The following is a 24024-nucleotide window of genomic DNA, read 5'->3' as shown; positions in this document are numbered from 1 at the left end:
GGAGTCAGACATGGTGAAATTAGATAGAACAGATCATCTGATGCTGGCGCGCCAGCTCCCTACACAAACGGTGGCCTTGATCCTTGCTGGCGGGCGCGGAACGCGCCTGAAAGATCTTACTGCGAAACGCGCCAAACCCGCTGTGCACTTCGGCGGTAAGTTCCGCATCATCGACTTTGCATTGTCCAACTGCATCAACTCGGGTATCCGGCGTATCGGCGTGATTACGCAATATCAATCACATACGTTGACGCAGCATATCCAGCGTGGCTGGTCGTTGTTCAATGAAGAGATGAACGAATTTGTCGATTTGCTGCCAGCGCAGCAGCGTGCCGCCACTGAACACTGGTATCGCGGTACGGCTGATGCGGTTTCACAGAACCTCGACATTATTCGCCGTTATAACGCGATGTATATCGTGATCCTCGCTGGCGATCACATCTACAAAATGGATTACTCGCGCATGCTGCTCGATCACGTCGATCGTGGCGCAAAGTGCACCATCGCCTGTTTGCCGGTGCCGCTGGCGGAAGCCACCGCATTTGGTGTGATGGCCGTGGATGCGGACAACAACGTGGTGGATTTTGTGGAAAAACCGCCGAAGCCACCGTCAATGCCGGGTGATGACACCAAAGCGTTAGCCAGTATGGGGATCTACGTGTTCAACGCAGATTACCTCTACCAGTTATTGGAAGAGGATTTGCTGATCCCTGAATCGAGCCACGATTTCGGCAAAGATTTGCTGCCAAAAATTGTCGCAAGCGGTGAAGCTTATGCGCACTCCTTTACCTTGTCGTGCGTGCAGAACGATGAAAACGCTGAGCCTTACTGGCGCGACGTCGGGACGCTGGAAGCTTACTGGCGCGCTAATCTTGATCTGGCCTCCGTCACACCTGAGTTGGATATGTACGACCATGATTGGCCAATTCGCACCCATATGGAACCGTTGCCGCCCGCCAAATTTGTGCAGGATCGCTCGGGCAGCCACGGTATGACGATGAATTCGCTGGTCTCCGGCGGCTGCATCATCTCCGGCTCGGTGGTGGTGAATTCGGTGTTGTTCCCGCGCGTGCGTATCAACTCATTTTGCAATATCGACTCTTCGGTGCTGTTACCGGATGTGGTGATCAATCGTTCCTGTCGTCTGCGTCGTTGCGTGATCGATCGCGCCTGCGTGATTCCGGAAGGCATGGTGATTGGTGAAAACCCTGATGAAGACAGCCGCCGTTTTTACCGTTCAGAAGAAGGCATCGTTTTGGTGACGCGCGCCATGCTGGCCAAATTGGCTGGCTGACCACGAACGCAACGAGCAAGCACATAATCGCCGCGGGGAACGCGCGCGATAACACAATAGGGGTCCAGGATGCAGGTTTTACATGTCTGTTCAGAACTTTTCCCGCTGCTCAAAACCGGCGGGTTGGCTGATGTCGTCGGCGCATTGCCTCAGGCTCAGATTGCGGGTGGTACGGATGCGCGGGTATTGCTTCCCGCGTATCCGGATCTGCGTAAAGGGATTCCTGACACCGAGATCGTTGCGGAATTACATACTTTTGCTGGCCCGGTCCGTTTATTATTTGGACAATTCAACGGAGTTGGCATTTATTTAATTGATGCGCCGGGATTGTATGAGCGTCCCGGCAGCCCTTATCACGACACATCGCAGTTTGCCTACGTGGATAACTATCTGCGTTTTGCGCTGCTGGGTTGGATGGGCGCAGAGCTGGCCAGCGGACTGGATACCTACTGGCAACCCGATGTGGTGCACGCGCACGACTGGCACGCAGGGCTAACCTGTGCCTATATCGCGGCCCGGGGTCACCCGGCAAAAACGGTGTTTACCGTGCACAATCTGGCTTATCAGGGGTTGTTCAATGCGCGCCATCTGGATGAGATTCAGATCCCGCGCAGTTTCTTCACCATGCATGGCCTGGAGTTCTACGGACAAATTTCGTACCTCAAGGCGGGATTATTTTATGCCGATCATATAACCGCAGTCAGCCCGACTTATGCTCTGGAAATCACCCGACCTGAATTCGGTTATGGCATGGAATCGCTATTGGAGCAGCGGCTCAAAGAGGGCCGGCTGAGTGGCATCCTGAATGGCGTTGATCCCGGCATTTGGGACCCGGCGCACGACCTGCTGCTGACGGCGCGTTACGACCGGGAAACGCTGGAGAGCAAGGCGGAGAACAAGCGACAACTGCAGATCGCCATGGGCCTGAAGGTGGATGACAAAGTGCCGGTATTTTGTGTCATCAGCCGTTTGACCAAACAGAAAGGGCTGGATCTGGTGCTCGAAGCGTTACCGGGCTTACTGGCGCAAGGTGGCCAACTGGTGTTGTTGGGCCAGGGCGATGCAGAGTTACAACAAGGTTTTCTCGCTGCGGCTGCTGAACATCCTGGCAGCGTCGGCGTACAGATCGGTTATCACGAAGCCTTCTCGCACCGTATTGTGGGTGGAGCAGATGTCATCATGGTGCCGAGCCGTTTTGAACCGTGCGGCTTAACCCAGTTGTACGGTTTGAAATACGGTACGCTTCCGTTGGTGCGCCGCACCGGCGGGTTGGCGGATACCGTGCAGGACAGCTCGCTGGAGAACCTCGCTGACGGGGTCGCAAGCGGTTTTAGTTTCGAAGACAGTAACGCCTGGTCGCTGCTGCGGGCGATTCGACGTGCTTTTGTCCTTTGGTCCCGTCCTTCTCTCTGGCGTTACGTTCAGCGGCAGGCGATGGGGATGGATTTTAGTTGGCAGGTGGCCGCACAAGCCTACCGCGATCTTTATCAACGTTTGCTGTAATCAGAGATTGGGATACTGGATATGAATGCACCTTTCACGTATGCCTCACCCACGTTAACGGTTGACGCACTGAAGCACTCAATCGCCTATAAACTGATGTTTACTATTGGTAAAGACCCGTCGATCGCCAATCAGCATGAGTGGCTTAACGCCGCCTTGCTGGCAGTGCGCGATCGCATGGTGGAACGCTGGCTGCGCTCCAGCCGTGCGCAGCTGTCGCAGGATGTGCGTCAGGTTTACTACCTGTCGATGGAGTTCCTGATGGGACGCACGCTGGGCAATGCATTGCTGGCGATGGGTATCTATGACGATCTCAATCAGGCGCTGGATGAGATGGGGCTCGACCTCAGTGAACTGATGGACGAAGAGAACGATCCGGGGCTCGGCAATGGTGGACTGGGTCGTTTAGCGGCCTGTTTCCTCGACTCGCTCGCCACCCTCGGCTTGCCGGGACGCGGTTACGGCATTCGCTACGATTACGGCATGTTCAAGCAGAATATTGTCGACGGTCAGCAGCGAGAATCGCCGGATTACTGGCTGGAATACGGTAATCCGTGGGAGTTCCAGCGCTTCAATACCCGCTACAAAGTTCGCTTCGGCGGCCGCTTGCAACATGAAGGTGCGCGCGTACGCTGGCTGGAAACCGAAGAGATTATTGCGGCGGCTTACGATCAGATCATTCCCGGTTTTGACACCGATGCCACCAACACGTTGCGCTTGTGGAGTGCACAGGCCAGCAATGAGATTAACCTCGGCAAGTTTAACCAGGGTGATTACTTTGCGGCGGTGGAAGATAAAAACCACTCAGAGAACGTGTCGCGCGTGCTTTATCCGGATGACTCCACCGATTCAGGCCGTGAACTGCGTTTGCGTCAGGAGTATTTCCTCGTCTCCGCCACGGTGCAGGATATTTTGAGTCGCCACTGGCAAATGCATGAAACCTGGGACAACCTGGCGGATAAAATTGCTATCCATCTCAATGACACCCACCCGGTTTTAGCCATCCCTGAATTGATGCGCTTGTTGATCGACGATCACAAGTTCAGCTGGGATGACGCTTTTGAGGTCACTTGCCAGGTGTTCTCGTACACCAACCACACATTGATGAGTGAAGCGCTGGAAACCTGGCCGGTGGATATGTTCGGCAAGATTCTGCCGCGCCACCTCAGCATTGTGTTCGAAATCAACGATTACTTCCTGAAAACCATCCAGGAATACTATCCGGACGATTGGGATTTGATGTCGCGCATCTCGATCATCGACGAAAATAACGGCCGCAAGGTGCGCATGGCGTGGCTGGCGGTGGTAGTGAGCCATAAGGTGAATGGCGTTTCAGAGCTGCACTCCAACCTGATGGTGCAGTCGCTGTTTGCTGATTTTGCGCGCCTGTTCCCGGGGCGTTTCTGTAATAAAACCAACGGCGTGACGCCGCGTCGCTGGCTGGCGCTGGCTAACCCGGCGCTTTCTGATGTGCTGGATGAGACGATTGGTCGCACCTGGCGAACCGACCTCAGTCAGCTGAGCGATCTGACGCCACACATTGATTATCCGGCCTTTATCGAGCAAATTTCCGACGCCAAATTCGCTAATAAAAAACGTCTGGCGGATTGGGTGGCGAAGAACATGGACATCGTGCTGGATCCACATGCGCTGTTCGATGTGCAGATCAAACGTATCCATGAATATAAGCGTCAGCTGCTTAACGTGCTGCACGTCATCACCCGTTATAACCGCATCAAAGCCGATCCCACTGCGGATTGGGTGCCGCGCGTCAATATCTTCGCCGGTAAAGCGGCGTCGGCCTATTACGTGGCGAAGCACATCATTCATTTGATCAATGACGTTGCCAACGTGATCAACAACGATCCGCAGGTGAAGAACAAGCTGAAGGTGGTGTTTATTCCCAACTACAGCGTGAGCCTGGCGCAGATCATTATTCCGGCGGCGGATCTCTCTGAGCAAATTTCGACAGCGGGAACCGAGGCATCGGGCACCAGTAACATGAAGTTTGCCCTCAATGGCGCGTTGACCATCGGTACGCTGGATGGTGCGAACGTCGAGATGCGCGAGCATGTGGGTGCGGAGAATATCTTTATCTTCGGCAACACCACGCCGCAGGTCGAACAACTGCGTAAGGATGGCTACAACCCGCGTAAATACTATGAGGAAGATGCCGAGCTGCACCAGGCACTGACGCAAATTGCCAGCGGTGCATTCAGCCCGGGAGAGCCAGGTCGCTATCGCAATCTGTTTGATGCGTTAGTGAATTTCGGCGATCACTATCAGCTGCTGGCCGATTATCGCAGCTATGTGGATGCGCAGGATAAGGTGGACAAGCTTTATCTTCAGCCGGATGAGTGGCAGCGCCGTGCGGCATTGAATATCGCCAATATGGGCTACTTCTCAGCAGACAGGACGATTCAGGAGTACGCGGACGAGATTTGGCATATTTCGCCGGTGAGATTGTAAGGCAGGCCGTTTGAAAGGGTGGGGGTTGAACGCAGTCTGGGGTCGCTTTGAGGCTGGCGTCCTCGCGCCGCTGACGCGGTTCCTTCACTTCATTCGTCAGCCTGACGGAACGGCGGGGGATGGCACATCCATGTGCCGCCCCGCCTTTCGCCCGCGTCCTGCGGGCTATCCTGGCAGACTCATTCTGTTCAGCGCTGCGGATTGCCTGCCCCAAAGCGACCCCAGCCTGCTCTTTGGCTTCCCTGCGTGTTGTTAAAAAGGCTATGTCTGGCGGTTATTTTAATGTGATGCTTTTCACGATCGCATCAGCATCGCTCTGTGCCTGCTGCTGATTGTCGGCTGGAAGAGTGATCTGCAGGGTCAGCAGTTTGCCATCCACTTTTGCCAGAATCACGGAAGACCATGAGGTTTGGTTGTTGGCCGAAATCACGGTATCCAACTGCTGAGCGGGCTGATCTTTAAGCGTCACCGCTTTGTTAGAAACGACCTGCAACTGCGGATCGCGACCGCGCTGCTGCTGTTCCAGACGCTGTGACAAGGCATCCAGCGCTTCGTTGGTCGGATCGCCCGCAATCACAATAATCGCTCGCTGGCCGGTTTCATCGGCGTACACATGCATATTGGTAGATTCAGAACCGAGTTTACCGCTTTTATCAGACATGCCCGCCGGCAGACTGAAGCTCAGCTTGCCGTCCATCAGGTTCACCGTCTGGGCTGACTGGCTGGCGCTGGCACCGTTGCTGCCTGCCGCCGCATCTTCTTTCTTCTGATCACAGGCCGCAAGACCTAACACCAACAAACCAATACCCGCATATTTCACTAAGTTACGCATTCTTTTCCCTTTGATGATTCCAGTCAGGTGCTTTCTACCCGGTATAAAAACGGAATCGGCGGTCAAAAGCAACCGCCGGTTTGTCAGGAAATCTTAGCGCGCTGCGGCGTTTCGTCTATGTGCAATTAGCCGAAATTGATCTGACGCTGTGTCGAGCGCTCTGCCAGACGTTTTAGCAGGCTGTTCAGCAACACACCGTAAGCGGGCAGGAAGAAAATCATGCAGATCAGCACTTTGAAGCTGTAATCCACCAGTGCGATCTCCACCCAATGCGCGGCCATGAACGGGTCCGGGCTCTTGTAGAAGGCGATGAAAAAGAAGGCCAGCGTATCGCTGATATTGCCGAGGAACATGGCTGCAGCAGGGGCGATCCACCACTGCGGTAAACGACGCAAACGGTTAAAAACGTGGACATCCAGAATCTGACCGAGCGCATAGGCCATAAAGCTGGCACTGGCGATACGTGCGACAAACAGATTCACCTGTTCCAGCGATGCCCATCCTTGCCATTCGCCCTGGTAAAACACACAGGACACCACGTAAGAGATAAACAGCGCCGGGATCATCACCGCCAAAATAATACGACGGGCTAACGGCGCGCCAAAGATGCGCACGGTGAGATCGGTAGCGAGGAAGATAAATGGAAAGCTAAAGGCACCCCAGGTGGTGTGGAAGCCGAAGATGGAAACCGGCAGCTGGACCAGATAGTTACTGGAAGTGATCACCAGCAGATGGAATAGGGAAAGCCAAAACAGCGCATGCATGCGCTGACGTGCAGAGAAATCAATCATGTCTGACCTTTTTAGTAATGGGGTGAGGGAACCCAACTATCCCCGTCATACTTCGCGTTGTAGCTGCGTTGGCTGCGTTCGCGTACCCCAGTCACTTACTTGAGTAAGCTCCTGGGGATACACGCCCTTGCCGCCTTGCTAAAACGCGAATTATTTAGGGGATAGCGTAGTATCTGTTGAAAAAACGGCGGCGATCTTAGCGCGTTGCGCAATTAATGCAATGGTTAATTTTAACGCAATCGTTATCGCCTTGCGCTGTGTATTTTGCGCGCTAGAATGAGCGCCCATCCTGAATGAAGACAGAGAATCATGAGCGATCCTTTTTCTGCGCCGGACCACAAGCTTGATGCCCTTGGCCTGCGCTGCCCTGAGCCGGTAATGATGGTGCGCAAAACCGTGCGCACCATGCAGGCGGGCGAAACCTTATTGATCATTGCCGATGATCCGGCCACCACGCGTGATATTCCCGGTTTTTGCCGCTTTATGGAACATCAGTTGCTGGCACAGCAGACGGAAACGCTGCCGTACCAGTATCTGATTCAGAAGGGCACGGCTTAACGCTGTCGCAGCAATCGCAAAGCGTTGGCTGTGACCAGCGCTGTCGCACCTGAATCTGCCAGCACCGCCAGCCACAAACCGGTGAAACCGAGCAGTGTGGTGATCAGGAAAATGCCTTTCAGCCCCAGCGCTATCGCGATGTTTTGACGGATGATGGCGCGCGTGCGACGGGCCAGTGCGATAGTGCGTGGCAGAATTGCCAGACGGTTTTGTGTCAGCGCGGCGTCGGCGGCTTCCAGCGCGACATCGGTGCCGCTGCCCATGGCAATGCCAATCGTGGCCGCTTTCATCGCCGGAGCGTCGTTAATACCATCGCCTACCATGGCCAGCGGCTGCTGCTCCTCCAGTTTGCGCACCATCTCCACTTTATCGGCAGGCAACAAGCCGGCGCGATAATCGATGTTGAGTTGCGTCGCCATCGACGCCGCCGCACGCGGGTTATCACCGGTCAACATCAGGCTATTAATGCCCAGCGCTTGCAACTGTGCCAGCGCCGTGACGGCTTCCTCGCGTAGCTGATCCTGCAACGCCAGGGTGCCGATGACGGTCTCATCCTTTAACAGCACCACCACGGTTTTACCTTGAGCTTCCCGTTGCGCGATCGCCTGCTGCTGATCGGTCGTGAGCGTGGTGGCATCGCGTGGTGCCAGCAGCTGATAGGTCACGCCATCAATCTGCGCCCGGATGCCGCTGCCAGCCAGCGTTTGCTGCTGCCGGGCGCGCGGTAGCCTGAGCTGGCGCTTTTCGGCCTCGCGCACGATGGCGATCGCCAATGGATGGCTGGAACCTTGCTCCACTGCCGCCGCAATGCTCAACAGTGCATTTGCTTCCATCGCACTGAAAGATTCGACCTCGGTCACCTGCGGTTTACCCAGTGTGAGGGTGCCGGTTTTATCGAATGCGATGGTCTGGATGCGGCTGAGACGTTCCAGCGCGGCGCCACCTTTGATCAGAGCGCCCTGTCGCGCGGCCGCCGCTAAGCCAGAGGTGATTGCAGCGGGGGTAGAAATCACCAGCGCACAAGGGCAACCAATTAACAGCAGCGTCAGGCCTTTATAAATCCACGGCAACCACGCTGCCCCCGCTAACAGTGGCGGCAGCACCATCACTAACAGCGCCAGCAGCATAATGGCAGGCGTATAAATGCGGCTGAAGCGATCGATAAAGCGCTCAACCGGTGCACGGTGGCTTTCAGCTTCTTCGATGAGCTGTAGGATGCGATCAATCGCGCTCTGGCCAGGTTCGGAGATGACTTTCAGCGTGACCAGGCGATCCACGCTGGTGGCGCCCGCCATCACCGTTTCGCCCGGCTGACGGGCAACCGGCACGGACTCGCCCGTCAGCGCACTTTCATCAAAACTGGCGCTCTGGTTTAGCAGCTCGCCATCGGCCGGCAAACGGCCGCCAGCCGCGACTTCAATCGTATCGCCAGGATGCAAGTCAGCCAGCGCCACCTGCTCGCGCTGCGTGCCTTTCAAACGCGTAGCAGTATCGGGGCGCAGTGCCATTAACGCCGTCACACCGCGTCGTGCGCGAGAAGCTGCAAATGACTCCAGCCGTTCACCCAGTTGGAACAGCAACAGCACCATCGCGGCTTCGGCATGTGCGCCAATCACCAACGCACCGGTGGCGGCAAGGGTCATCAGGGTTTCGATACTGAAGGGTGAACCGCCTCGCAGCAGTTTCCAAGCGCTGAATGCAATCGGCGCCAGGCCGATCAGCGTGGTCATCACAAACAGGCGATCGCCCCATACCGGAGAAACCTGGCTCAGCAGCCAACTGGCAAGCATCAGCAGCGCCAGTAACAGCAAACCGGCATTTTCCTGCCAGCGGCGTTGCGGTTCGGGCTGAGATTGCGGATCGTTTGAGGTCAAGGTAAAACCGACATTTTTGACGGCCTGTTCGATGGCCGGGCGAATATCCTGGTTGGCATCCACCACCAGTTTTTCACTGGCAAAAATCACGCGAGCGGTGCGCACCTGCGCCAGCTGTTGTACAGCACTTTCAATTTTTCGCGCGCAGCTGGGGCAATCCATTCCGGCAATCTGCCAGCGGAATTGATGAGATGTGGATGAGGGCCTGTCGCTCTCGGCGTCGCTTTCGCCGCCGGGACTGCCGCTGTCGTTGTCACAGCAACCGCAACCACTTTCTGGTGTGGCGGGGAGGGCGGCTGAGATTTTCAGCGTCGTAGGTGAAACACTGCGAATGGCGCACAGCGGCTGGATTTTGCTGTGGGATTTTCCACAACGGCAGGAATGAGAATGGGCGTGCATAGAGCCTCCGGGATCAATGCGGGCCACTGCCCGCATCCCGAATGCTACACTCTGGAGTCAACTCCAGAGTCAAGCAAAAGGTCATCTTTTCTTCAATACAGCCACAGCGAACGCACAATCATAAAGTGGCCGGCGAAGTAGCAAGCGGCAACAATGGCGCTATCGGCACTGAAACGGCGGCGATAATGGGTGATAAACCAGACAATGTTGCCTAACAGCAGCAATCCTGCGCCGACCAGCAGTGAGAAGCTGTAATCGGTCGGACGGAAGAAGTAATTCTCTGCCGCCATCCAGTTCATCACCAACGTCATACCAATCAGGGTACAGATTGGCCAGCGCAAATCCTCTAGCTTCGACCAAATCACGCCAATGACCACCGCGCCTATCACCAGCAGCGTCACCGGAATCGGCCAGAAGAAACTCATGGTCATGTGGGCAGCAAAGCTGATGGTGTAGAGCAGATGTGACAGGAAGAATGCGCCCAGCGCATAGAGCATTTGCTGGCGAGGCAGTAACGTCAGTGCATCGCCAACCAGGGTAGCAATCAGACCGGCCAGAATCAGGTAATCGGTGGTATTGAGCGTGGGCGCTTGCCAGGCCCAGGCGACCAGCAACAGCAAGGTCACAGGTTTGAACAGCCAGCGTTGCCACTGCGGGCCACGGTATGAAGCATCAACGTAAAGCCAACCGGAAAAAAGTACGGCAAGGAAAGACCAAAGCATGTTTTCTCCCTTTTCTGAACGCGACGTCCAGAGTCATGAATTTTCCCAAAATCGCGATCTCAGTGTAAGTTACCGGCGACGAATGTGACAATCGGTCAACTCTGGTTGTATGCTTTGTCGTCTTTTTACTGTTCCGACACTAACGCAAAGCGCGAGAGAAATCATGAGCAAACCACCGCTAATCTTTTTCATCGTTCTGGCGATTATTGCCGTTTTGGCGACCCGTCAGTTTATTAAGCAACGCCGTGAAACTGCGGTAAATGATGCTTCACCGGTTCGCTCACTGAGCGTAGAAGTGAAAACCAAACGTGAGTTCCCTTCCCCCAATCGACGTTCGCGCCAGCGTGAAGAGATTGTGGCGGAAGATATGAAGTACGAAGCCTGGTTTCATCCACTCAATGGGGCGAGTGATATCAAGGTGGTGGTGAGCGCCGATGACTATCATCATATCGATAAGGGCGCGAAGGGAGAGTTGAAAATGCAGGGCAGTCGCTTTGTCAGTTTCACGCCTGCGCAATAAAACGGGCCGCTGCAGCGGCCCGTATCGTTACATCTTCGGGTAATGCTTTTTCTGCCACGCCAGCAGTTCAAACACACCAAAAAAGAAAATCTTCGCTTGTGTGACACCACTGAGTTTTGGCGCCTCTTTCGGTTGGGTCGCGCGCAGCAGAACCAGCTGCAAGCCGTGCATGATCACCATGAAGAACAGTGCCACATGCACAAAGTAGCGCAGCGGTGTCGGGAAAGGATGCACCAGATTGAGCAGCAGAAATGCCCAGACGCAAATCATCAGTAATCGTCCCAGATTAAGCCACATCGTGCGTCTCCTGTTGGCGTTGATAAAGGCGATATGCCACCTGACCGGCAATTTTTTCGCGGTACAAGTCCCAGTTAGCGGGCGCCACAGGCGTGCCGTGCTCCACTTCGCTTTCGACGTAAATCAGTGCGTTCTCCGCCAGCCAGCCGTTGTTTTCCAGCAGCGTCAGCGTCTCCAGCAGTAATCCTTTACGAAATGGTGGATCAACAAACACCACATCGAACGGCTCTCCGGGTTGGCTCAACCACTGTAGCGTATTGGTCTGCACGACGTTGCCTTGCGTCGCACGCAGGGTTTGCAGATTCTGCGACAGCTGTTGGGCGACGGAACGTTCCATCTCAAGCAGCGTAGCAGACGCCGCATAGCGTGACAGTGCTTCCAGCCCGAGCGCGCCGCTACCGGCGAAGCAATCGAGACAACGCGCTTCCTGAATATCCGGCGCTAACCAGTTAAACAGGGTTTCACGTACGCGATCGGTGGTGGGACGCAGGCCTGCGCTATCCGGCACCGGTAATTTGCGACCGCGCCACTGTCCGCCAATGATACGAATCTGGCCAGCAGCGCCGCTGCTGCGGGGGGATTTACTCATTTTGCTCACAACTCGTCATAATTTGTTGCGTAGTTTAACGGGCGTGGCAGGCAGAAGAAACGTAAAAAAGGGTGCTGTGGTGCGCTGGCTGGAAAGTGTTAGACTACTGAGTTGATATGGCGCGCGTAATTGCCTGATTTTTACGCCGCTCACGAACAAAAAATTGAATTTTTTATCCCCTGGGAACAGCGTGCTACCGGGAATAAGCCATCGAGGAGTGTGGTTACACAATGGCAAAAGAGAAAAAACGTGGCTTTTTTTCCTGGCTAGGCTTTGGCAAAGAAGAAGAGAAGCAGCAGCCTGCGGAAGAGCAGCAACCGGCCGAAGCGGCGCAACAGCCGCTCGCTGAAGAGAGCGCGTTAGCAAGCGCCGAAGCGCAGGCGGAAGAGACGGTTGCCGTCACTGAGCACGTAGCCGAAGAACAACGGGCACAGCCGGAAGCGGTGGTGTCCGAGCCGATCACGGCAATTGAAGAGGAAGTGCTACCGGAGGAGGAAATCCATCCGGACGTAGCACCTGTCGAAGAAGAGCCTCAGGCAGAAGAACTGATTGTTGAAGCGCCTGCTGCGCAGCACGAGCCGGAGATCGAAGAAGCGTCCGTTGCGCCAGTAGTTGCGCAGTACGAGCCGAAAATCGAAGAAGCAGTCGTTGAGCCAGTGATTGCGCAGCACGAGCCAGAGATCGAAGAAGCGGTCGTTGAGCCAGTGGTTGCGCAGCATGAGCCAGAGATCGAGGAAGCGGCTGTTGAGCCACTCGTTGCGCAGCATGAGCCGGAAATCGAAGAAGCAGCCGTTGAATCGGAAGACGACGCGTTAAGCGACGAAGAACTTGAAGCCTTGGCGTTGGCCGAAACCTATGCGGAAGACGCTGAAGCCGAAGCGCAGGATACTGTCAGCGATTTACCGCTGGCCGCAGCGCCGCTGGTCACGCAGGAGCAGGATCGTCCGACCAAAGAGGGCTTCTTTGCTCGCCTCAAGCGCAGCCTGGTCAAAACCCGAGAAAACCTCGGTTCCGGTTTTGTTAGCCTGTTCCGCGGCAAAAAAATCGATGATGACCTGTTTGAAGAGCTGGAAGAGCAGCTGCTGATTGCTGATGTGGGTGTAGAGACCACACGCCGCATCATCACCAATCTAACGCAGCAGGCTAACCGCAAGCAGTTGCGTGATGCTGAAGCACTTTACGGCCTGCTGAAAAGTGAAATGGCCGGCATTCTGGAAAAGGTTGATCAGCCACTGGATGTGAGCGGCAAAGCGCCATTTGTTATCCTGATGGTAGGCGTCAACGGTGTGGGTAAAACCACCACTATCGGTAAGCTGGCGCGTCAATATCAGGCTCAGGGCAAATCAGTGATGTTGGCGGCGGGTGATACCTTCCGTGCAGCAGCAGTGGAACAGCTTCAGGTCTGGGGTCAGCGTAACAACATTCCTGTGGTGGCTCAGCATACGGGTGCTGACTCGGCTTCCGTTATCTTCGACGCCATTCAGGCCGCGAAGTCACGCAACGTCGATGTACTCATTGCAGATACCGCTGGTCGCCTGCAGAACAAAGCCCATCTGATGGAAGAGCTGAAAAAAATCACCCGCGTGATGAAAAAGCTGGATGAGGATGCACCACATGAAGTGATGTTAACCCTCGATGCCAGCACCGGGCAAAACGCCGTTAGCCAGGCCAAACTGTTCCATGAAGCGGTGGGACTGACAGGCATCACGCTGACCAAGCTCGACGGCACCGCCAAAGGTGGTGTGATCTTCTCGGTTGCCGATCAGTTTGGCATTCCGATTCGTTATATCGGTGTCGGGGAAGGCATCGAGGATTTACGGCCGTTTAAGGCCGCAGACTTTATTGAGGCACTGTTTGCCCGAGAGGAATGATTGGGATGATTCGCTTTGAAGAGGTCAGTAAAGCATACCTGGGAGGACGTCAGGCGCTGCAGGGAGTGGATTTCCATCTTCGCCCCGGCGAAATGGCATTCCTGACCGGCCACTCCGGCGCAGGGAAAAGTACCTTGCTGAAGCTGATTTGTGGCATTGAGCGCCCGAGCGCCGGGCAAATCTGGTTTAGCGGCCACGATATTTCACGTCTGCGTCGCAGCGAAGTGCCTTTCCTGCGACGTCAGATCGGGATGATTTTCCAGGATCACCACTTGCTGATGGATCGTTCGGTCTATGACAACGTGGCGATTCCACTGATCATTTCCGGCGCCAGTGGTGAAGATATTCGTCGCCGTGTATCGGCAGCGCTGGATAAAGTCGGCTTGCTCGACAAAGCGAAGAGTTATCCGATCCAGCTTTCTGGTGGTGAACAGCAACGTGTGGGTATTGCCCGCGCGGTGGTGAACAAACCTGCGGTGCTGCTGGCGGACGAACCCACCGGTAATCTGGATGATGCCCTGTCAGAAGACATTCTGCGCCTGTTTGAAGAGTTCAATCGTGTTGGTGTGACCGTCTTAATGGCGACGCACGACACCGGGCTGATTGCCCGCCGCAATTACCGCTTGATGACGCTGAATCAGGGACGCCTGCACGGAGGCCATGATGGTCAATAAACGCAATAAGCGCCCAGCGGCGCCGAAGGCGGCGAAGGCGCCTTCAAAAAGTAAGGCGCTGAAAGGCGGCTGGCAGGAGCAGTGGCGCTATGCGCTGCGCGGTACGCTCTCGGATATGTGGCGTCAGCCGCTGGCCACGCTGCTGACCGTGATGGTGATTGCCATCTCGCTGACGCTGCCGAGCGTCTGCTATATGGTGTGGAAAAACGTCAGCCAGGCGGCGACGCAGTGGTATCCGGCACCGCAGTTGACGGTGTATCTGGATAAAGCGCTGGATGATACGGCGGCTGAGAATGTCGCTGCTGAGCTGAAAAAGTTAGATGGTGTGGATAACGTTAACTATCTGACCCGTGAAGAAGCGCTGAATGAGTTCCGCAACTGGTCTGGTTTCGGCGGTTCAATGGACATGCTGGAGCAAAACCCGCTGCCTGCCGTGGCCATCATCACGCCGAAACTGAATTTCCAGAATTCAGACACTATGGCTAACCTGCGCGACCGCGTGTCAAAAGTGCAGGGTGTGGATGAAGTGCGCATGGATGACAGCTGGTTTGCCCGTTTAGCGGCGTTGACCGGGCTGGTAGGGCAAATCGCTTCGATGATTGGTCTGCTAATGGTGGTGGCGGTGTTCCTGGTGATTGGTAACAGCGTGCGCCTGAGCATCTTTGCCCGTCGCGATACCATTAACGTGCAAAAGCTGATTGGTGCCACCGACGGCTTTATCTTGCGTCCGTTCCTGTATGGCGGCGCGCTGTTAGGTTTCAGTGGTGCAGTGCTTTCACTGCTGCTGTCCGAAGTGCTGGTACTGCGTCTGCAATCAGTCGTAGCGCAGGTGGCGACGGTGTTTGGCACCACCTTTGTTCTTGAAGGTTTTTCCTGGGACGAAGGGCTGCTACTGCTGCTCATCGCCGCCATTATTGGCTGGGTTGCCGCATGGTTAGCCACTGTACAACATTTACGCCGATTTACGCCGCAGTAACCAACAGCAACGTTTTTTGATATACTCTTCCTCTGCTGCCGACGATCTGGGAGCAGAGGAATCTTCCTATTTTCCCCGCCGTCATCTGTGTGTAAAATATTCACTGCTAATATTGAACTTGTGGATAACTTTGTCGTCCAAGTAGCACAGATTGCTTTTGGTTTTTTCGCGACGTTGACATAATGTAACGTCTGCGCAAAACACCGCGCAGCAAGTCCATTGAATTTGTGAGGGTTTGAATGACCAAAGAAATGCAAACTTTAGCGATTGCGCCTCTGGGTAACCTGGAATCTTACGTCCGGGCTGCCAACAACTGGCCGGTATTAACGGCAGAAGAGGAGAAGGCATTAGCGGAGAAACTGCATTACCAGGGCGATCTGAATGCAGCGAAGACGCTGATCCTGTCTCACCTGCGCTTTGTTGTTCATATTGCTCGTAACTACTCCGGTTACGGCCTGCCACAGGCGGACCTGATTCAGGAAGGTAACATCGGCCTGATGAAGGCGGTGCGTCGCTTCAACCCTGAAGTTGGCGTGCGTCTTGTGTCATTTGCCGTGCACTGGATCAAAGCAGAGATTCACGAATACGTGCTGCGTAACTGGCGTATCGTGAAAGTCGCGACCACGAAAGCCCAGCGCAAGCTGTTCTTTAATCTGCGTAAAAGCAAACAGCGTCTTGGTTGGTTCAATCAGGATGAAGTGGAGATGGTTGCGCGCGAGTTGGGCGTGAGCAGCAAAGATGTCCTCGAGATGGAATCTCGTATGGCCGCGCAGGATATGACTTTCGACATGTCTTCGGATGACGAAGCTGGCGAAGGTAAGCCGATGGCACCGGTACTCTATCTGCAGGATAAAACCTCAGACTTTGCCGATGGCATTGAAGAGGATAACTGGGATGCGCACGCTGCTGATAAGCTGAGCGATGCCATGCTGAGCCTTGATGAGCGCAGCCAGCACATCATCCGCGCCCGTTGGCTGGATGATGAGAACAAAACCACGCTGCAGGAGTTGGCCGACAAATATGGCGTCTCTGCAGAGCGTGTGCGTCAGCTGGAAAAGAACGCCATGAAGAAACTGCGTATGGCGATTGAAGCCTGATAACCATCAGGTGAAAAACGGGGCGACTTTATAGTCGCCCTTTTTATTTGCCCGAAGTCCATAGCCGCGCAAAGTATTGCGCATCTGTTACCAACCCAGATTCTTAAGACCAGCGCGATAAATCGCGCCGTTACGTGTCCGCAATAATTAGCGCACCCAGCCATCGGCCTGCGCGCGAAAACCACAGGCCTGCATAAAGGCCGCGCGAACACTCTGATCGTCGTCGCCGTCATCGGCTACCCACCAATCTGCCAGCGCGCGATTCTGCGCGATAGTCTCTTCCAGCAAATATTGCCCGACTCCACGGCGGCGCGTCACTTCGCGCACGGTGAGGTGTGAAATCTTCCCCTGCGTGCCACAAATCTCCAGCTGCAACCCGCCCAACAGACGATCGTTAAACCTTGCCGCATACAACCGCTGCGTCTCGCTTAATGCAGCCTCAAGTTGCGAAATATCGATCTGCGACCAGACTTTAGCTAAATCCAACCGGTCCTGCGGCGTGAGTGCGGTGATTCGCTGAATAGTGAGCTTCATTACCCTTACCTGTACTGCCAGAAATGCCATAGTGTAGCGAATTTAGACAGTCAGCGTGCTGTCACTTTTTTGCGATGAAAATAGGTCAAATGCCAGCCACTTTGCCAGGATTGTGGAGGAAGGCATCAATGATTGCTGAAAAAGCCAGCATAAAGCCCTGGTAACCTGACTAAATTACGGCCAGATAAACCAGATGATTCTGCTGTTCCACGCGACTAATACTGAATATGTCAGTTGATTTACAGAAGAAAGTTCCTGTTTAATAACCTGAAAAATAAAGCCTTATTACCAATAAATGCCAGAAAAGAGCGCTAACTCATTATTCTTGAATCAGTTTTCCTCTTTGACTGGCAGAAAATAAACCAAACACAACGACACACGACACAACAGATGGGGAAGTTCGCATGAAAATGAGTAAAGGACGCGCATTACTGGCGGGTTGCGTTGCGCTGGCGCTGAGCCACGCGGCACTGGCGAAAGATATCAAGATTGCCATCGTTGGCGCAGCAACTGGTCCGGTTGCACAATACGGTGATATGCAGTTCACCGGTGCAGCGCAAGCCATTAAGGACATCAACGCCAAAGGTGGCGTGAACGGTGACAAACTGGTTGGCGTGGAATATGACGACGCCTGTGACCCGAAACAAGCGGTTGCAGTGGCCAACAAAGTGGTTAACGACGGCATCAAGTATGTGATCGGCCACCTGTGCTCCTCTTCTACTCAGCCTGCTTCCGACATCTATAACGATGAAGGCATTCTGATGATCACCCCAGCGGCAACCGCACCAGAGCTGACCGCGCGTGGCTATGCGGATGTGCTGCGTACTACCGGTCTGGATTCCGATCAGGGTCCAACCGCTGCAACTTACATTCTCAATGAGATCAAACCAAAACGTATCGCTGTGGTGCATGATAAGCAGCAGTATGGTCAAGGACTGGCCGAATCGGTGCAGAAAACCCTGAAAGCCAAAGGCGGCAATGTGGTGCTGTTCGAAGGTATCACCGCGGGCGATAAAGATTTCTCTACGCTGATTGCGCGTCTGAAGAAAGAAAACGTCGATTTCGTTTACTACGGTGGCTACTACCCAGAGCTGGGCCAGATTCTGCGTCAGGCAAAAGCAGCCGGTCTGACTGCTGGCTTCATGGGACCAGAAGGTGTAGGCAACGCCTCACTGTCTAACATCGCCGGTGATGCATCTGAAGGCCTGTACGTCACCTTGCCGAAACGTTATGACCAGTTGCCAGAGAACAAGGCGATTGTTGAAGCCATCAAAGCCAATACCGCGTCTAACCGTAAAGATCCAACCGGTCCGTTCGTCTGGACGACTTATGCCGCGATTCAGTCACTGGTGGCCGGTATCGAGCGCAGTAAGAGCGATGAGCCTGATGCGATTGCTAAGAATCTGAAAGAAGGCGCAGCGGTTCCAACGGTGATGGGCAACCTGAACTGGGATCAGAAAGGCGACCTGAAGGGCTTCGAATTTGGTGTCTTCAAATGGCACAAAGACGGTTCCTCTACCGCTGTTAAGTAATTCCCAAGCTTAAATAGATTGGCCCTCTCTTTTGCCGGAGAGGGCTGGGGGAGGGACAGCGCGTACCGTCTTGATGAGATCCCGCGCGCCTGTTCCCTCACCCTAACCCTCTGCCAAAAGGGAGAGGGGATTTTTAGTCCACATGCAGGTCCTCACTATGTCCGAGCAGTTTCTCTATTTCATTCAGCAGATGTTCAACGGGGTCACCCTCGGGAGCACTTACGCGCTGATCGCCATTGGTTACACCATGGTTTACGGCATCATCGGCATGATCAACTTCGCCCATGGCGAGGTGTATATGATCGGCAGTTATGTCTCCTTTATTGTGATTGCCGCCCTGATGATGATGGGTATCGATACCACGTGGCTGATGATTGCCGCCGGGTTCGTGATGGCGGTGATCATCTCCAGCGCCTACGGCTGGAGCATTGAGCGCGTGGCGTATAAACCCGTGCGATCCTCGAAGCGTTTGATCGCGCTGATCTCCGCTATCGGGATGTCGATCTTCTTGCAGAACTACGTCAGTCTGACGCAAGGTTCGCGCGATCTGGCGTTGCCAAGCCTGATTACCGGCCAGTGGACGCTGGGCGAGAGCAACGGCTTTGCTGCCACGCTCTCCACCATGCAACTGGTGATTTGGGTCGTGACCTTCCTCTCGATGCTGGCCCTGACGCTGTTTATTCGTTATTCACGTATGGGCCGCGCCTGCCGCGCCTGTGCGGAAGACCTGAAAATGGCCAGTCTGCTGGGGATTAACACTGACCGCGTGATTTCACTGACCTTCATTATTGGTGCGGCGATGGCGGCGGTGGCGGGCGTGCTGCTCGGCCAGTTCTACGGCTCTATTAACCCGTTCATCGGCTTTATGGCCGGGATGAAGGCGTTTACCGCTGCGGTGCTGGGCGGCATCGGCAGTATTCCTGGCGCGATGATTGGTGGTCTGGTGCTCGGTATCGCTGAAGCGCTGACCTCGGCGTATCTGTCGACCGAATACAAAGATGTGGTGTCATTCGCGCTGCTGATTGTGGTGCTGCTGGTGATGCCTACCGGCATTCTGGGCCGTCCGGAGGTAGAGAAAGTATGAAACGCCTCGGTCTGGTCAATGCCGTGATTTCAACGGTGATGTTACTGATTCTCGCCACTTTCTTTATGGGCGTCCGTCTTGATCTTGATGGCACCAAACTGGTGGTGGCTAACGCTGGCGCGGCGCGCTGGAACTGGATTTTCATCGGCTGTGCGGTGGTTTTTGTCTTCCAGCTGCTGCGCCCGCTGTTCCATGGAAAGTTCAAACGCAGCGGTAAAGGCTTTGTGCTGCCGGGCTTCGATGGTTCGACGCCAAAGCAAAAGCTGGTGATGGCGCTTTTGATTGTTGCTGCGGTGCTGTGGCCGTTTCTGGTGTCGCGCGGCAGTGTCGATATCGCCACATTAACGCTGATCTACGTGATGCTCGGTCTCGGCCTCAACGTGGTGGTCGGCCTGTCTGGTTTGCTGGTGCTGGGCTACGGTGGTTTCTATGCCATCGGCGCTTACACCTTTGCGCTGCTCAATCACTATTACGGTTTTGGTTTCTGGGAAAGCCTGCCGCTGGCGGGGATTGTCGCCGGTGCGTTTGGCCTGATGCTCGGCTTCCCGGTACTGCGCCTGCGCGGTGACTATCTGGCGATTGTGACGCTCGGCTTCGGTGAGATCGTGCGTATTCTGCTGCTCAACAGCACCTCGATCACCGGCGGTCCAAACGGTATCGCGCAGATTCCGAAACCAAGCCTGTTTGGCATTGAGTTTGGGCGTCGCGTCAGTGAAGGCGGCTGGACCACTTTCCATGAGCTAACGGGCCTGCAGTACGATCCTAATCATCGCGTAATCTTCCTCTATCTGGTGGCGCTGCTGCTGGTGGTGCTGACCTTGTTCGTGATTAACCGATTGCTGCGTATGCCATTAGGCCGTGCGTGGGAAGCGCTGCGTGAAGATGAGATCGCCTGTCGTTCATTGGGACTTAGCCCAACGCGCATCAAGCTGACCGCTTTCACCATCAGCGCCGTGTTCGCCGGTTTTGCCGGCACGCTGTTTGCTGCACGTCAGGGCTTTGTTAGCCCGGAATCCTTCACCTTTGTCGAATCAGCCTTTGTACTGGCGATTGTGGTACTGGGCGGGATGGGTTCGCAGTTTGCGGTGATCCTCGCGGCCGTGCTGCTGGTGGTGTCGCGCGAATTGATGCGTGATCTGAACGAGTACAGCATGCTGGTGTTGGGTGGTTTGATGGTGCTGATGATGATTTGGCGTCCGCAAGGATTGTTGCCGATGAAGCGTCCACACCTGAAGTTGAAAAGCAGTAAACAAGGAGAGCAGGCATGAGTCAGCCTTTGTTAGCCGTTGAAGGCTTGATGATGCGCTTTGGCGGGCTGTTGGCCGTCAACAATGTGGCGCTGGAACTGCATCCCCAGGAAATCGTGTCACTGATCGGGCCGAACGGTGCCGGTAAAACCACGGTGTTCAACTGCCTGACCGGTTTTTACAAGCCGACCGGCGGTACCATCAAACTGCGCGATCAGGAGTTGCAGGGCCAGCCAGGCCAGAAGATTGCGCGTATGGGCATCGTGCGTACTTTCCAGCACGTGCGACTGTTCCGTGAGATGACGGTGATTGAAAACCTGCTGGTCGCGCAGCATCAGCACCTGAAAAGTGGCGTGTTCTCCGGCCTGTTCAAAACCCCGGCGTTCCGTCGCGGGGAGAGTGAAGCGCTGGATCGTGCTGCCACCTGGCTGGATCGCATCGGCCTGCTGGAGCTGGCCAATCGGCAGGCGGGCAACCTCGCTTACGGCCAGCAGCGTCGTCTGGAGATTGCGCGCTGCATGGTGACACGTCCGGAAATCCTGATGCTGGATGAGCCTGCCGCAGGACTTAACCCACGCGAAACCCACGAACTGGACGAACTGATTGCCGAACTGCGCGGTGAGCATAAGGTCTCGGTGCTGTTAATCGAACATGATATGAAGCTGGTGATGGGGATTTCTGACCGCATTTATGTGGTGAACCAGGGGACGCCGCTGGCTAACGGTACGCCGGAAGAAGTGCGTAACAATCCGGATGTGATCCGTGCTTATTTAGGTGAGGCGTAATATGGCAAACCCAATTTTAACGTTGCAAGGGGTGAGTGCCCATTACGGCCCGATTCAGGCACTGCACAACATCAACCTGCACATCAGTCAGGGTGAAATTGTCACCCTGATTGGGGCTAACGGCGCAGGTAAAACCACGTTGCTTGGCACCCTGTGTGGTGAACCGCGTGCCACCAGTGGCACTATTATCTTCGACGGCAAAGAGATCACCGACTGGCAAACCGCCAAAATCATGCGTGAAGCGATTGCGATTGTGCCGGAAGGCCGCCGCGTGTTTTCCCGGATGACGGTGGAAGAGAACCTGGCGATGGGCGGTTTCTTTGCCACGCGCCAGCAGTATCAGGAGCGCATTGAGCGGGTTTATCAGCTGTTCCCGCGTCTGGCTGAACGTAAAGTGCAGCGCGCGGGCACCATGTCCGGTGGTGAACAGCAGATGCTGGCGATCGGTCGTGCGCTAATGAGTCAGCCGCGTTTGCTGTTACTCGACGAACCTTCTTTAGGTTTAGCGCCGATTATTATTCAGCAGATTTTCGATACGATTGAACAGTTGCGTAAAGAGGGCATGACCATTTTCCTGGTGGAGCAAAACGCTAACCAGGCGCTGAAGCTCGCCGATCGCGGCTACGTGCTGGAGAACGGTCATGTGGTGCTGGAAGACAGTGGTGAAGCGCTGTTGTCCAACGAAGCGGTACGCAGCGCTTACCTCGGCGCCTGACCTGGCTTACTTGCCAGCTTGCGGTTGGGCAGTGCTCGCCATCCTCACGTACTAAGAGTACGTTCCGGTGGCTGCGCGCTGTCCGCCCGCAATCTGGCTGCGCCGCCGACGGTCTGATAAAAGGTGCGGTCTGACTGCAACGCTGGCGGTCTAAACAGTGGCTCTAGTTTGAGATAACTTGTGCCACTTTAAACTTTCTAATACGCGCAATCTCCGTCACATTCCCGTCATAAACCTGTTATTAATCCGTCATTTCCCCGTGTCATGTTACTTCGCGAACAAAAAAATGCGTGATATCGCGCGTACCTAACAGCACAGGAAAAAACTTATGTCCGCTTTTACGCTTCGTCCCCGCCTGATGAGTGTTTTGCTTGGTCTGGCGCTCAGTGGTAACGCGCTGGCTGCCACTGACATTCCTTTCTGGCACTCAATGGAAGGCGAGTTAGGCAAAGAAGTCGATTCTCTGGCACAACGTTTTAACCAGGCTCACCCAGAATACAAAATCGTACCGACTTACAAAGGTAACTACGAGCAGAGCCTGGCAGCGGGTATCGCTGCTGTGCGTACCGGTAAAGCACCGGCGATTCTGCAGGTTTACGAAGTGGGTACGGCGACCATGATGGCTTCAAAAGCTATCGTGCCTGTGCATGACGTGTTCAAAGACGCGGGCGTGCAGATGGATCCAAAACAGTTCGTGCCAGCGGTTGCAGGTTATTACAGCGACAGCAATGGCCAGCTGATCTCTCAGCCGTTCAACAGCTCAACCCCAGTGCTGTACTACAACAAAGATGCCTTCAAGAAAGCCGGTCTGAACCCAGTCCAGCCGCCTAAAACCTGGCAGGAACTGGCAAAAGACGCCGACGCACTGCGTAAAGCGGGCATGACCTGTGGTTACGCCAGCGGCTGGCAGGGTTGGATTCAAATCGAAAACTTCAGCGCCTGGCATGCACTGCCAGTGGCTACCAAAAACAACGGCTTCGATGGCACTGACGCGGTACTGGAGTTCAACAAGCCGGTGCAGGTTCGCCATATCCAGATGCTGGAAAACATGAACAAGAAGGGTGATTTCACCTACTTCGGTCGTAAAGATGAATCCACCGCGAAGTTCTACAACGGCGATTGCGGCATCACCACGGCTTCTTCCGGCTCTCTGGCGGATATCAAGCATTACGCTAAGTTCAACTTCGGCGTCGGCATGATGCCTTATGACTCAACTGTGCCTAACGCACCGCAGAACGCCATCATCGGCGGCGCGAGCCTGTGGGTGATGAAAGGCAAAGATGCCGACACCTACAAGGGCGTAGCAGAGTTCATGAAGTTCCTGGCTCAGCCAGAAATTGCCGCAGAATGGCACCAGAAGACCGGTTACCTGCCAATCACCACTGCTGCATATGAGCTGACCAAGCAACAGGGCTTCTATGACAAGAACCCAGGCGCAGACATCGCCACGCGTCAGATGCTGAACAAAGATCCACTGCCGTTCACCAAAGGCATGCGTCTGGGCAACATGCCACAGATTCGTACCATTGTGGACGAAGAGCTGGAAGGCGTGTGGACGGGCAAACAGGCTCCACAGGCTGCACTGGATAACGCTGTGAAGCGCGGAAACGAACTGCTGCGTCGTTTTGAACAGCAAGTGAAGTAATTCCGTTGTCTCGGGG

At 54.9% G+C, this 24024-nt stretch carries 22 protein-coding genes; 15 read left to right on the top strand and 7 right to left on the bottom strand.

Going from position 1 to position 24024, the window contains the following annotated elements; translation table 11 throughout:
* Positions 1–10 precede the first annotated feature (10 nt).
* The 3 genes from glgC to glgP all read left to right on the top strand — a co-directional run bounded on the left by glgC (position 11) and on the right by glgP (position 5266).
* The gene (gene glgC, locus AC1MDE_RS11965) at positions 11–1294 is read left to right on the top strand and encodes a glucose-1-phosphate adenylyltransferase (protein ID WP_058960037.1); all 1284 of its coding nucleotides are present in this window, start codon (positions 11–13) and stop codon (positions 1292–1294) included.
* 69 nt (positions 1295–1363) lie between these two features.
* Positions 1364–2797: a glycogen synthase GlgA gene (gene glgA / locus AC1MDE_RS11960; protein ID WP_034827086.1), complete on the top strand. Its 1434-nt coding sequence runs from the start codon at positions 1364–1366 to the stop codon at positions 2795–2797.
* A 21-nt stretch (positions 2798–2818) separates the two neighbouring features.
* A complete protein-coding gene (gene glgP, locus AC1MDE_RS11955) occupies positions 2819–5266 on the top strand; it encodes a glycogen phosphorylase (RefSeq protein WP_058960038.1) in 2448 nt (815 codons plus the stop codon).
* 274 nt (positions 5267–5540) lie between these two features.
* On the opposite strand, the gene AC1MDE_RS11950 is transcribed toward glgP, so the two are convergent.
* Both AC1MDE_RS11950 and AC1MDE_RS11945 read right to left on the bottom strand, forming a co-directional pair.
* Entirely contained in the window at positions 5541–6098 is a 558-nt protein-coding gene (locus AC1MDE_RS11950; RefSeq protein WP_034827084.1) for a DcrB family lipoprotein, read from the bottom strand.
* Positions 6099–6223: 125 nt separating this feature from the next.
* Complete coding sequence (locus tag AC1MDE_RS11945) at positions 6224–6889, bottom strand: 7-cyano-7-deazaguanine/7-aminomethyl-7-deazaguanine transporter (protein ID WP_034827083.1); 666 nt, start codon at positions 6887–6889, stop codon at positions 6224–6226.
* Between the two features lie 309 nt (positions 6890–7198).
* Between AC1MDE_RS11945 and tusA the strand changes: the two genes are divergently transcribed.
* A complete protein-coding gene (gene tusA, locus AC1MDE_RS11940; RefSeq protein ID WP_034827082.1) occupies positions 7199–7447 on the top strand; it encodes a sulfurtransferase TusA in 249 nt (82 codons plus the stop codon).
* On the opposite strand, the gene AC1MDE_RS11935 is transcribed toward tusA, so the two are convergent.
* Positions 7444–9720, bottom strand: coding sequence for a zinc/cadmium/mercury/lead-transporting ATPase (locus AC1MDE_RS11935; RefSeq protein WP_479402900.1), 2277 nt, complete (start codon positions 9718–9720; stop codon positions 7444–7446). The two genes, tusA and AC1MDE_RS11935, sit on opposite strands and share 4 nt — an antisense overlap.
* A gap of 92 nt (positions 9721–9812) precedes the next feature.
* Positions 9813–10442 carry a lysoplasmalogenase gene (locus AC1MDE_RS11930; RefSeq protein WP_058960040.1) on the bottom strand — a complete coding sequence of 210 codons (630 nt, stop codon included), beginning with the start codon at positions 10440–10442 and terminating at the stop codon, positions 9813–9815.
* A 163-nt stretch (positions 10443–10605) separates the two neighbouring features.
* Here AC1MDE_RS11930 and AC1MDE_RS11925 point away from each other — a divergent pair, with 163 nt between their 5' ends.
* Complete coding sequence (locus AC1MDE_RS11925) at positions 10606–10962, top strand: DUF2500 domain-containing protein (protein ID WP_058960041.1); 357 nt, start codon at positions 10606–10608, stop codon at positions 10960–10962.
* Between the two features lie 27 nt (positions 10963–10989).
* On the opposite strand, the gene AC1MDE_RS11920 is transcribed toward AC1MDE_RS11925, so the two are convergent.
* Both AC1MDE_RS11920 and rsmD read right to left on the bottom strand, forming a co-directional pair.
* Complete coding sequence (locus tag AC1MDE_RS11920) at positions 10990–11259, bottom strand: DUF1145 family protein (protein ID WP_034827067.1); 270 nt, start codon at positions 11257–11259, stop codon at positions 10990–10992.
* Positions 11249–11848, bottom strand: coding sequence for a 16S rRNA (guanine(966)-N(2))-methyltransferase (gene rsmD, locus AC1MDE_RS11915; protein WP_058960042.1), 600 nt, complete (start codon positions 11846–11848; stop codon positions 11249–11251). Before rsmD ends, AC1MDE_RS11920 begins: the two co-directional genes overlap by 11 nt.
* 230 nt (positions 11849–12078) lie before the next feature.
* On the opposite strand from rsmD, the gene ftsY reads away from it, so the two are divergent.
* From ftsY to rpoH, 4 genes are all read left to right on the top strand, one after another.
* Positions 12079–13719, top strand: coding sequence for a signal recognition particle-docking protein FtsY (gene ftsY / locus AC1MDE_RS11910; protein ID WP_479402899.1), 1641 nt, complete (start codon positions 12079–12081; stop codon positions 13717–13719).
* A gap of 5 nt (positions 13720–13724) precedes the next feature.
* Positions 13725–14393, top strand: a complete 669-nt coding sequence (gene ftsE / locus AC1MDE_RS11905) for a cell division ATP-binding protein FtsE (RefSeq protein ID WP_034827061.1) — start codon at positions 13725–13727, stop codon at positions 14391–14393.
* A complete protein-coding gene (gene ftsX, locus AC1MDE_RS11900; protein WP_058960044.1) occupies positions 14383–15369 on the top strand; it encodes a permease-like cell division protein FtsX in 987 nt (328 codons plus the stop codon). Before ftsE ends, ftsX begins: the two co-directional genes overlap by 11 nt.
* A 239-nt stretch (positions 15370–15608) precedes the next feature.
* On the top strand, positions 15609–16466 hold the full coding sequence (gene rpoH, locus AC1MDE_RS11895) for an RNA polymerase sigma factor RpoH (protein ID WP_058960045.1): 858 nt from the start codon (positions 15609–15611) through the stop codon (positions 16464–16466).
* Between the two features lie 147 nt (positions 16467–16613).
* On the opposite strand, the gene panM is transcribed toward rpoH, so the two are convergent.
* Complete coding sequence (gene panM, locus AC1MDE_RS11890; RefSeq protein ID WP_058960046.1) at positions 16614–17000, bottom strand: aspartate 1-decarboxylase autocleavage activator PanM; 387 nt, start codon at positions 16998–17000, stop codon at positions 16614–16616.
* A gap of 404 nt (positions 17001–17404) precedes the next feature.
* On the opposite strand from panM, the gene AC1MDE_RS11885 reads away from it, so the two are divergent.
* The 6 genes from AC1MDE_RS11885 to ugpB all read left to right on the top strand — a co-directional run bounded on the left by AC1MDE_RS11885 (position 17405) and on the right by ugpB (position 24008).
* The gene (locus tag AC1MDE_RS11885; RefSeq protein WP_058960047.1) at positions 17405–18532 is read left to right on the top strand and encodes a branched-chain amino acid ABC transporter substrate-binding protein; all 1128 of its coding nucleotides are present in this window, start codon (positions 17405–17407) and stop codon (positions 18530–18532) included.
* Between the two features lie 157 nt (positions 18533–18689).
* Positions 18690–19616, top strand: coding sequence for a high-affinity branched-chain amino acid ABC transporter permease LivH (gene livH, locus AC1MDE_RS11880; RefSeq protein ID WP_034827036.1), 927 nt, complete (start codon positions 18690–18692; stop codon positions 19614–19616).
* Positions 19613–20884: a high-affinity branched-chain amino acid ABC transporter permease LivM gene (locus AC1MDE_RS11875; protein ID WP_058960048.1), complete on the top strand. Its 1272-nt coding sequence runs from the start codon at positions 19613–19615 to the stop codon at positions 20882–20884. Before livH ends, AC1MDE_RS11875 begins: the two co-directional genes overlap by 4 nt.
* Positions 20881–21648 (top strand): high-affinity branched-chain amino acid ABC transporter ATP-binding protein LivG, encoded by a 768-nt coding sequence (livG, locus tag AC1MDE_RS11870; protein WP_034827032.1) that lies wholly within the window; start codon positions 20881–20883, stop codon positions 21646–21648. Before AC1MDE_RS11875 ends, livG begins: the two co-directional genes overlap by 4 nt.
* A 1-nt stretch (position 21649) precedes the next feature.
* Positions 21650–22363: a high-affinity branched-chain amino acid ABC transporter ATP-binding protein LivF gene (gene livF / locus AC1MDE_RS11865; protein WP_034827030.1), complete on the top strand. Its 714-nt coding sequence runs from the start codon at positions 21650–21652 to the stop codon at positions 22361–22363.
* A gap of 328 nt (positions 22364–22691) precedes the next feature.
* Positions 22692–24008, top strand: coding sequence for a sn-glycerol-3-phosphate ABC transporter substrate-binding protein UgpB (gene ugpB / locus AC1MDE_RS11860; protein WP_480344575.1), 1317 nt, complete (start codon positions 22692–22694; stop codon positions 24006–24008).
* The last annotated feature ends 16 nt before the right edge of the window (positions 24009–24024 follow it).

The organism is Pantoea folii, assembly GCF_056678875.1.
The sequence above is the reverse complement of the archived record's forward strand: the minus strand, read 5'-3'. Positions and strand labels throughout refer to the sequence as shown.

Bases quoted from the DNA above. Each gene is read 5' to 3' on its own strand.
- glgC (WP_058960037.1), top strand. From the start codon at position 11: ATGGTGAAATTAGATAGAACAGATCATCTGATGCTGGCGCGCCAGCTC.
- glgA (WP_034827086.1), top strand. From the start codon at position 1,364: ATGCAGGTTTTACATGTCTGTTCAGAACTTTTCCCGCTGCTCAAAACC.
- glgP (WP_058960038.1), top strand. From the start codon at position 2,819: ATGAATGCACCTTTCACGTATGCCTCACCCACGTTAACGGTTGACGCA.
- AC1MDE_RS11950 (WP_034827084.1), bottom strand. From the start codon at position 6,098: ATGCGTAACTTAGTGAAATATGCGGGTATTGGTTTGTTGGTGTTAGGT.
- AC1MDE_RS11945 (WP_034827083.1), bottom strand. From the start codon at position 6,889: ATGATTGATTTCTCTGCACGTCAGCGCATGCATGCGCTGTTTTGGCTT.
- tusA (WP_034827082.1), top strand. From the start codon at position 7,199: ATGAGCGATCCTTTTTCTGCGCCGGACCACAAGCTTGATGCCCTTGGC.
- AC1MDE_RS11935 (WP_479402900.1), bottom strand. From the start codon at position 9,720: ATGCACGCCCATTCTCATTCCTGCCGTTGTGGAAAATCCCACAGCAAA.
- AC1MDE_RS11930 (WP_058960040.1), bottom strand. From the start codon at position 10,442: ATGCTTTGGTCTTTCCTTGCCGTACTTTTTTCCGGTTGGCTTTACGTT.
- AC1MDE_RS11925 (WP_058960041.1), top strand. From the start codon at position 10,606: ATGAGCAAACCACCGCTAATCTTTTTCATCGTTCTGGCGATTATTGCC.
- AC1MDE_RS11920 (WP_034827067.1), bottom strand. From the start codon at position 11,259: ATGTGGCTTAATCTGGGACGATTACTGATGATTTGCGTCTGGGCATTT.
- rsmD (WP_058960042.1), bottom strand. From the start codon at position 11,848: ATGAGTAAATCCCCCCGCAGCAGCGGCGCTGCTGGCCAGATTCGTATC.
- ftsY (WP_479402899.1), top strand. From the start codon at position 12,079: ATGGCAAAAGAGAAAAAACGTGGCTTTTTTTCCTGGCTAGGCTTTGGC.
- ftsE (WP_034827061.1), top strand. From the start codon at position 13,725: ATGATTCGCTTTGAAGAGGTCAGTAAAGCATACCTGGGAGGACGTCAG.
- ftsX (WP_058960044.1), top strand. From the start codon at position 14,383: ATGGTCAATAAACGCAATAAGCGCCCAGCGGCGCCGAAGGCGGCGAAG.
- rpoH (WP_058960045.1), top strand. From the start codon at position 15,609: ATGACCAAAGAAATGCAAACTTTAGCGATTGCGCCTCTGGGTAACCTG.
- panM (WP_058960046.1), bottom strand. From the start codon at position 17,000: ATGAAGCTCACTATTCAGCGAATCACCGCACTCACGCCGCAGGACCGG.
- AC1MDE_RS11885 (WP_058960047.1), top strand. From the start codon at position 17,405: ATGAAAATGAGTAAAGGACGCGCATTACTGGCGGGTTGCGTTGCGCTG.
- livH (WP_034827036.1), top strand. From the start codon at position 18,690: ATGTCCGAGCAGTTTCTCTATTTCATTCAGCAGATGTTCAACGGGGTC.
- AC1MDE_RS11875 (WP_058960048.1), top strand. From the start codon at position 19,613: ATGAAACGCCTCGGTCTGGTCAATGCCGTGATTTCAACGGTGATGTTA.
- livG (WP_034827032.1), top strand. From the start codon at position 20,881: ATGAGTCAGCCTTTGTTAGCCGTTGAAGGCTTGATGATGCGCTTTGGC.
- livF (WP_034827030.1), top strand. From the start codon at position 21,650: ATGGCAAACCCAATTTTAACGTTGCAAGGGGTGAGTGCCCATTACGGC.
- ugpB (WP_480344575.1), top strand. From the start codon at position 22,692: ATGTCCGCTTTTACGCTTCGTCCCCGCCTGATGAGTGTTTTGCTTGGT.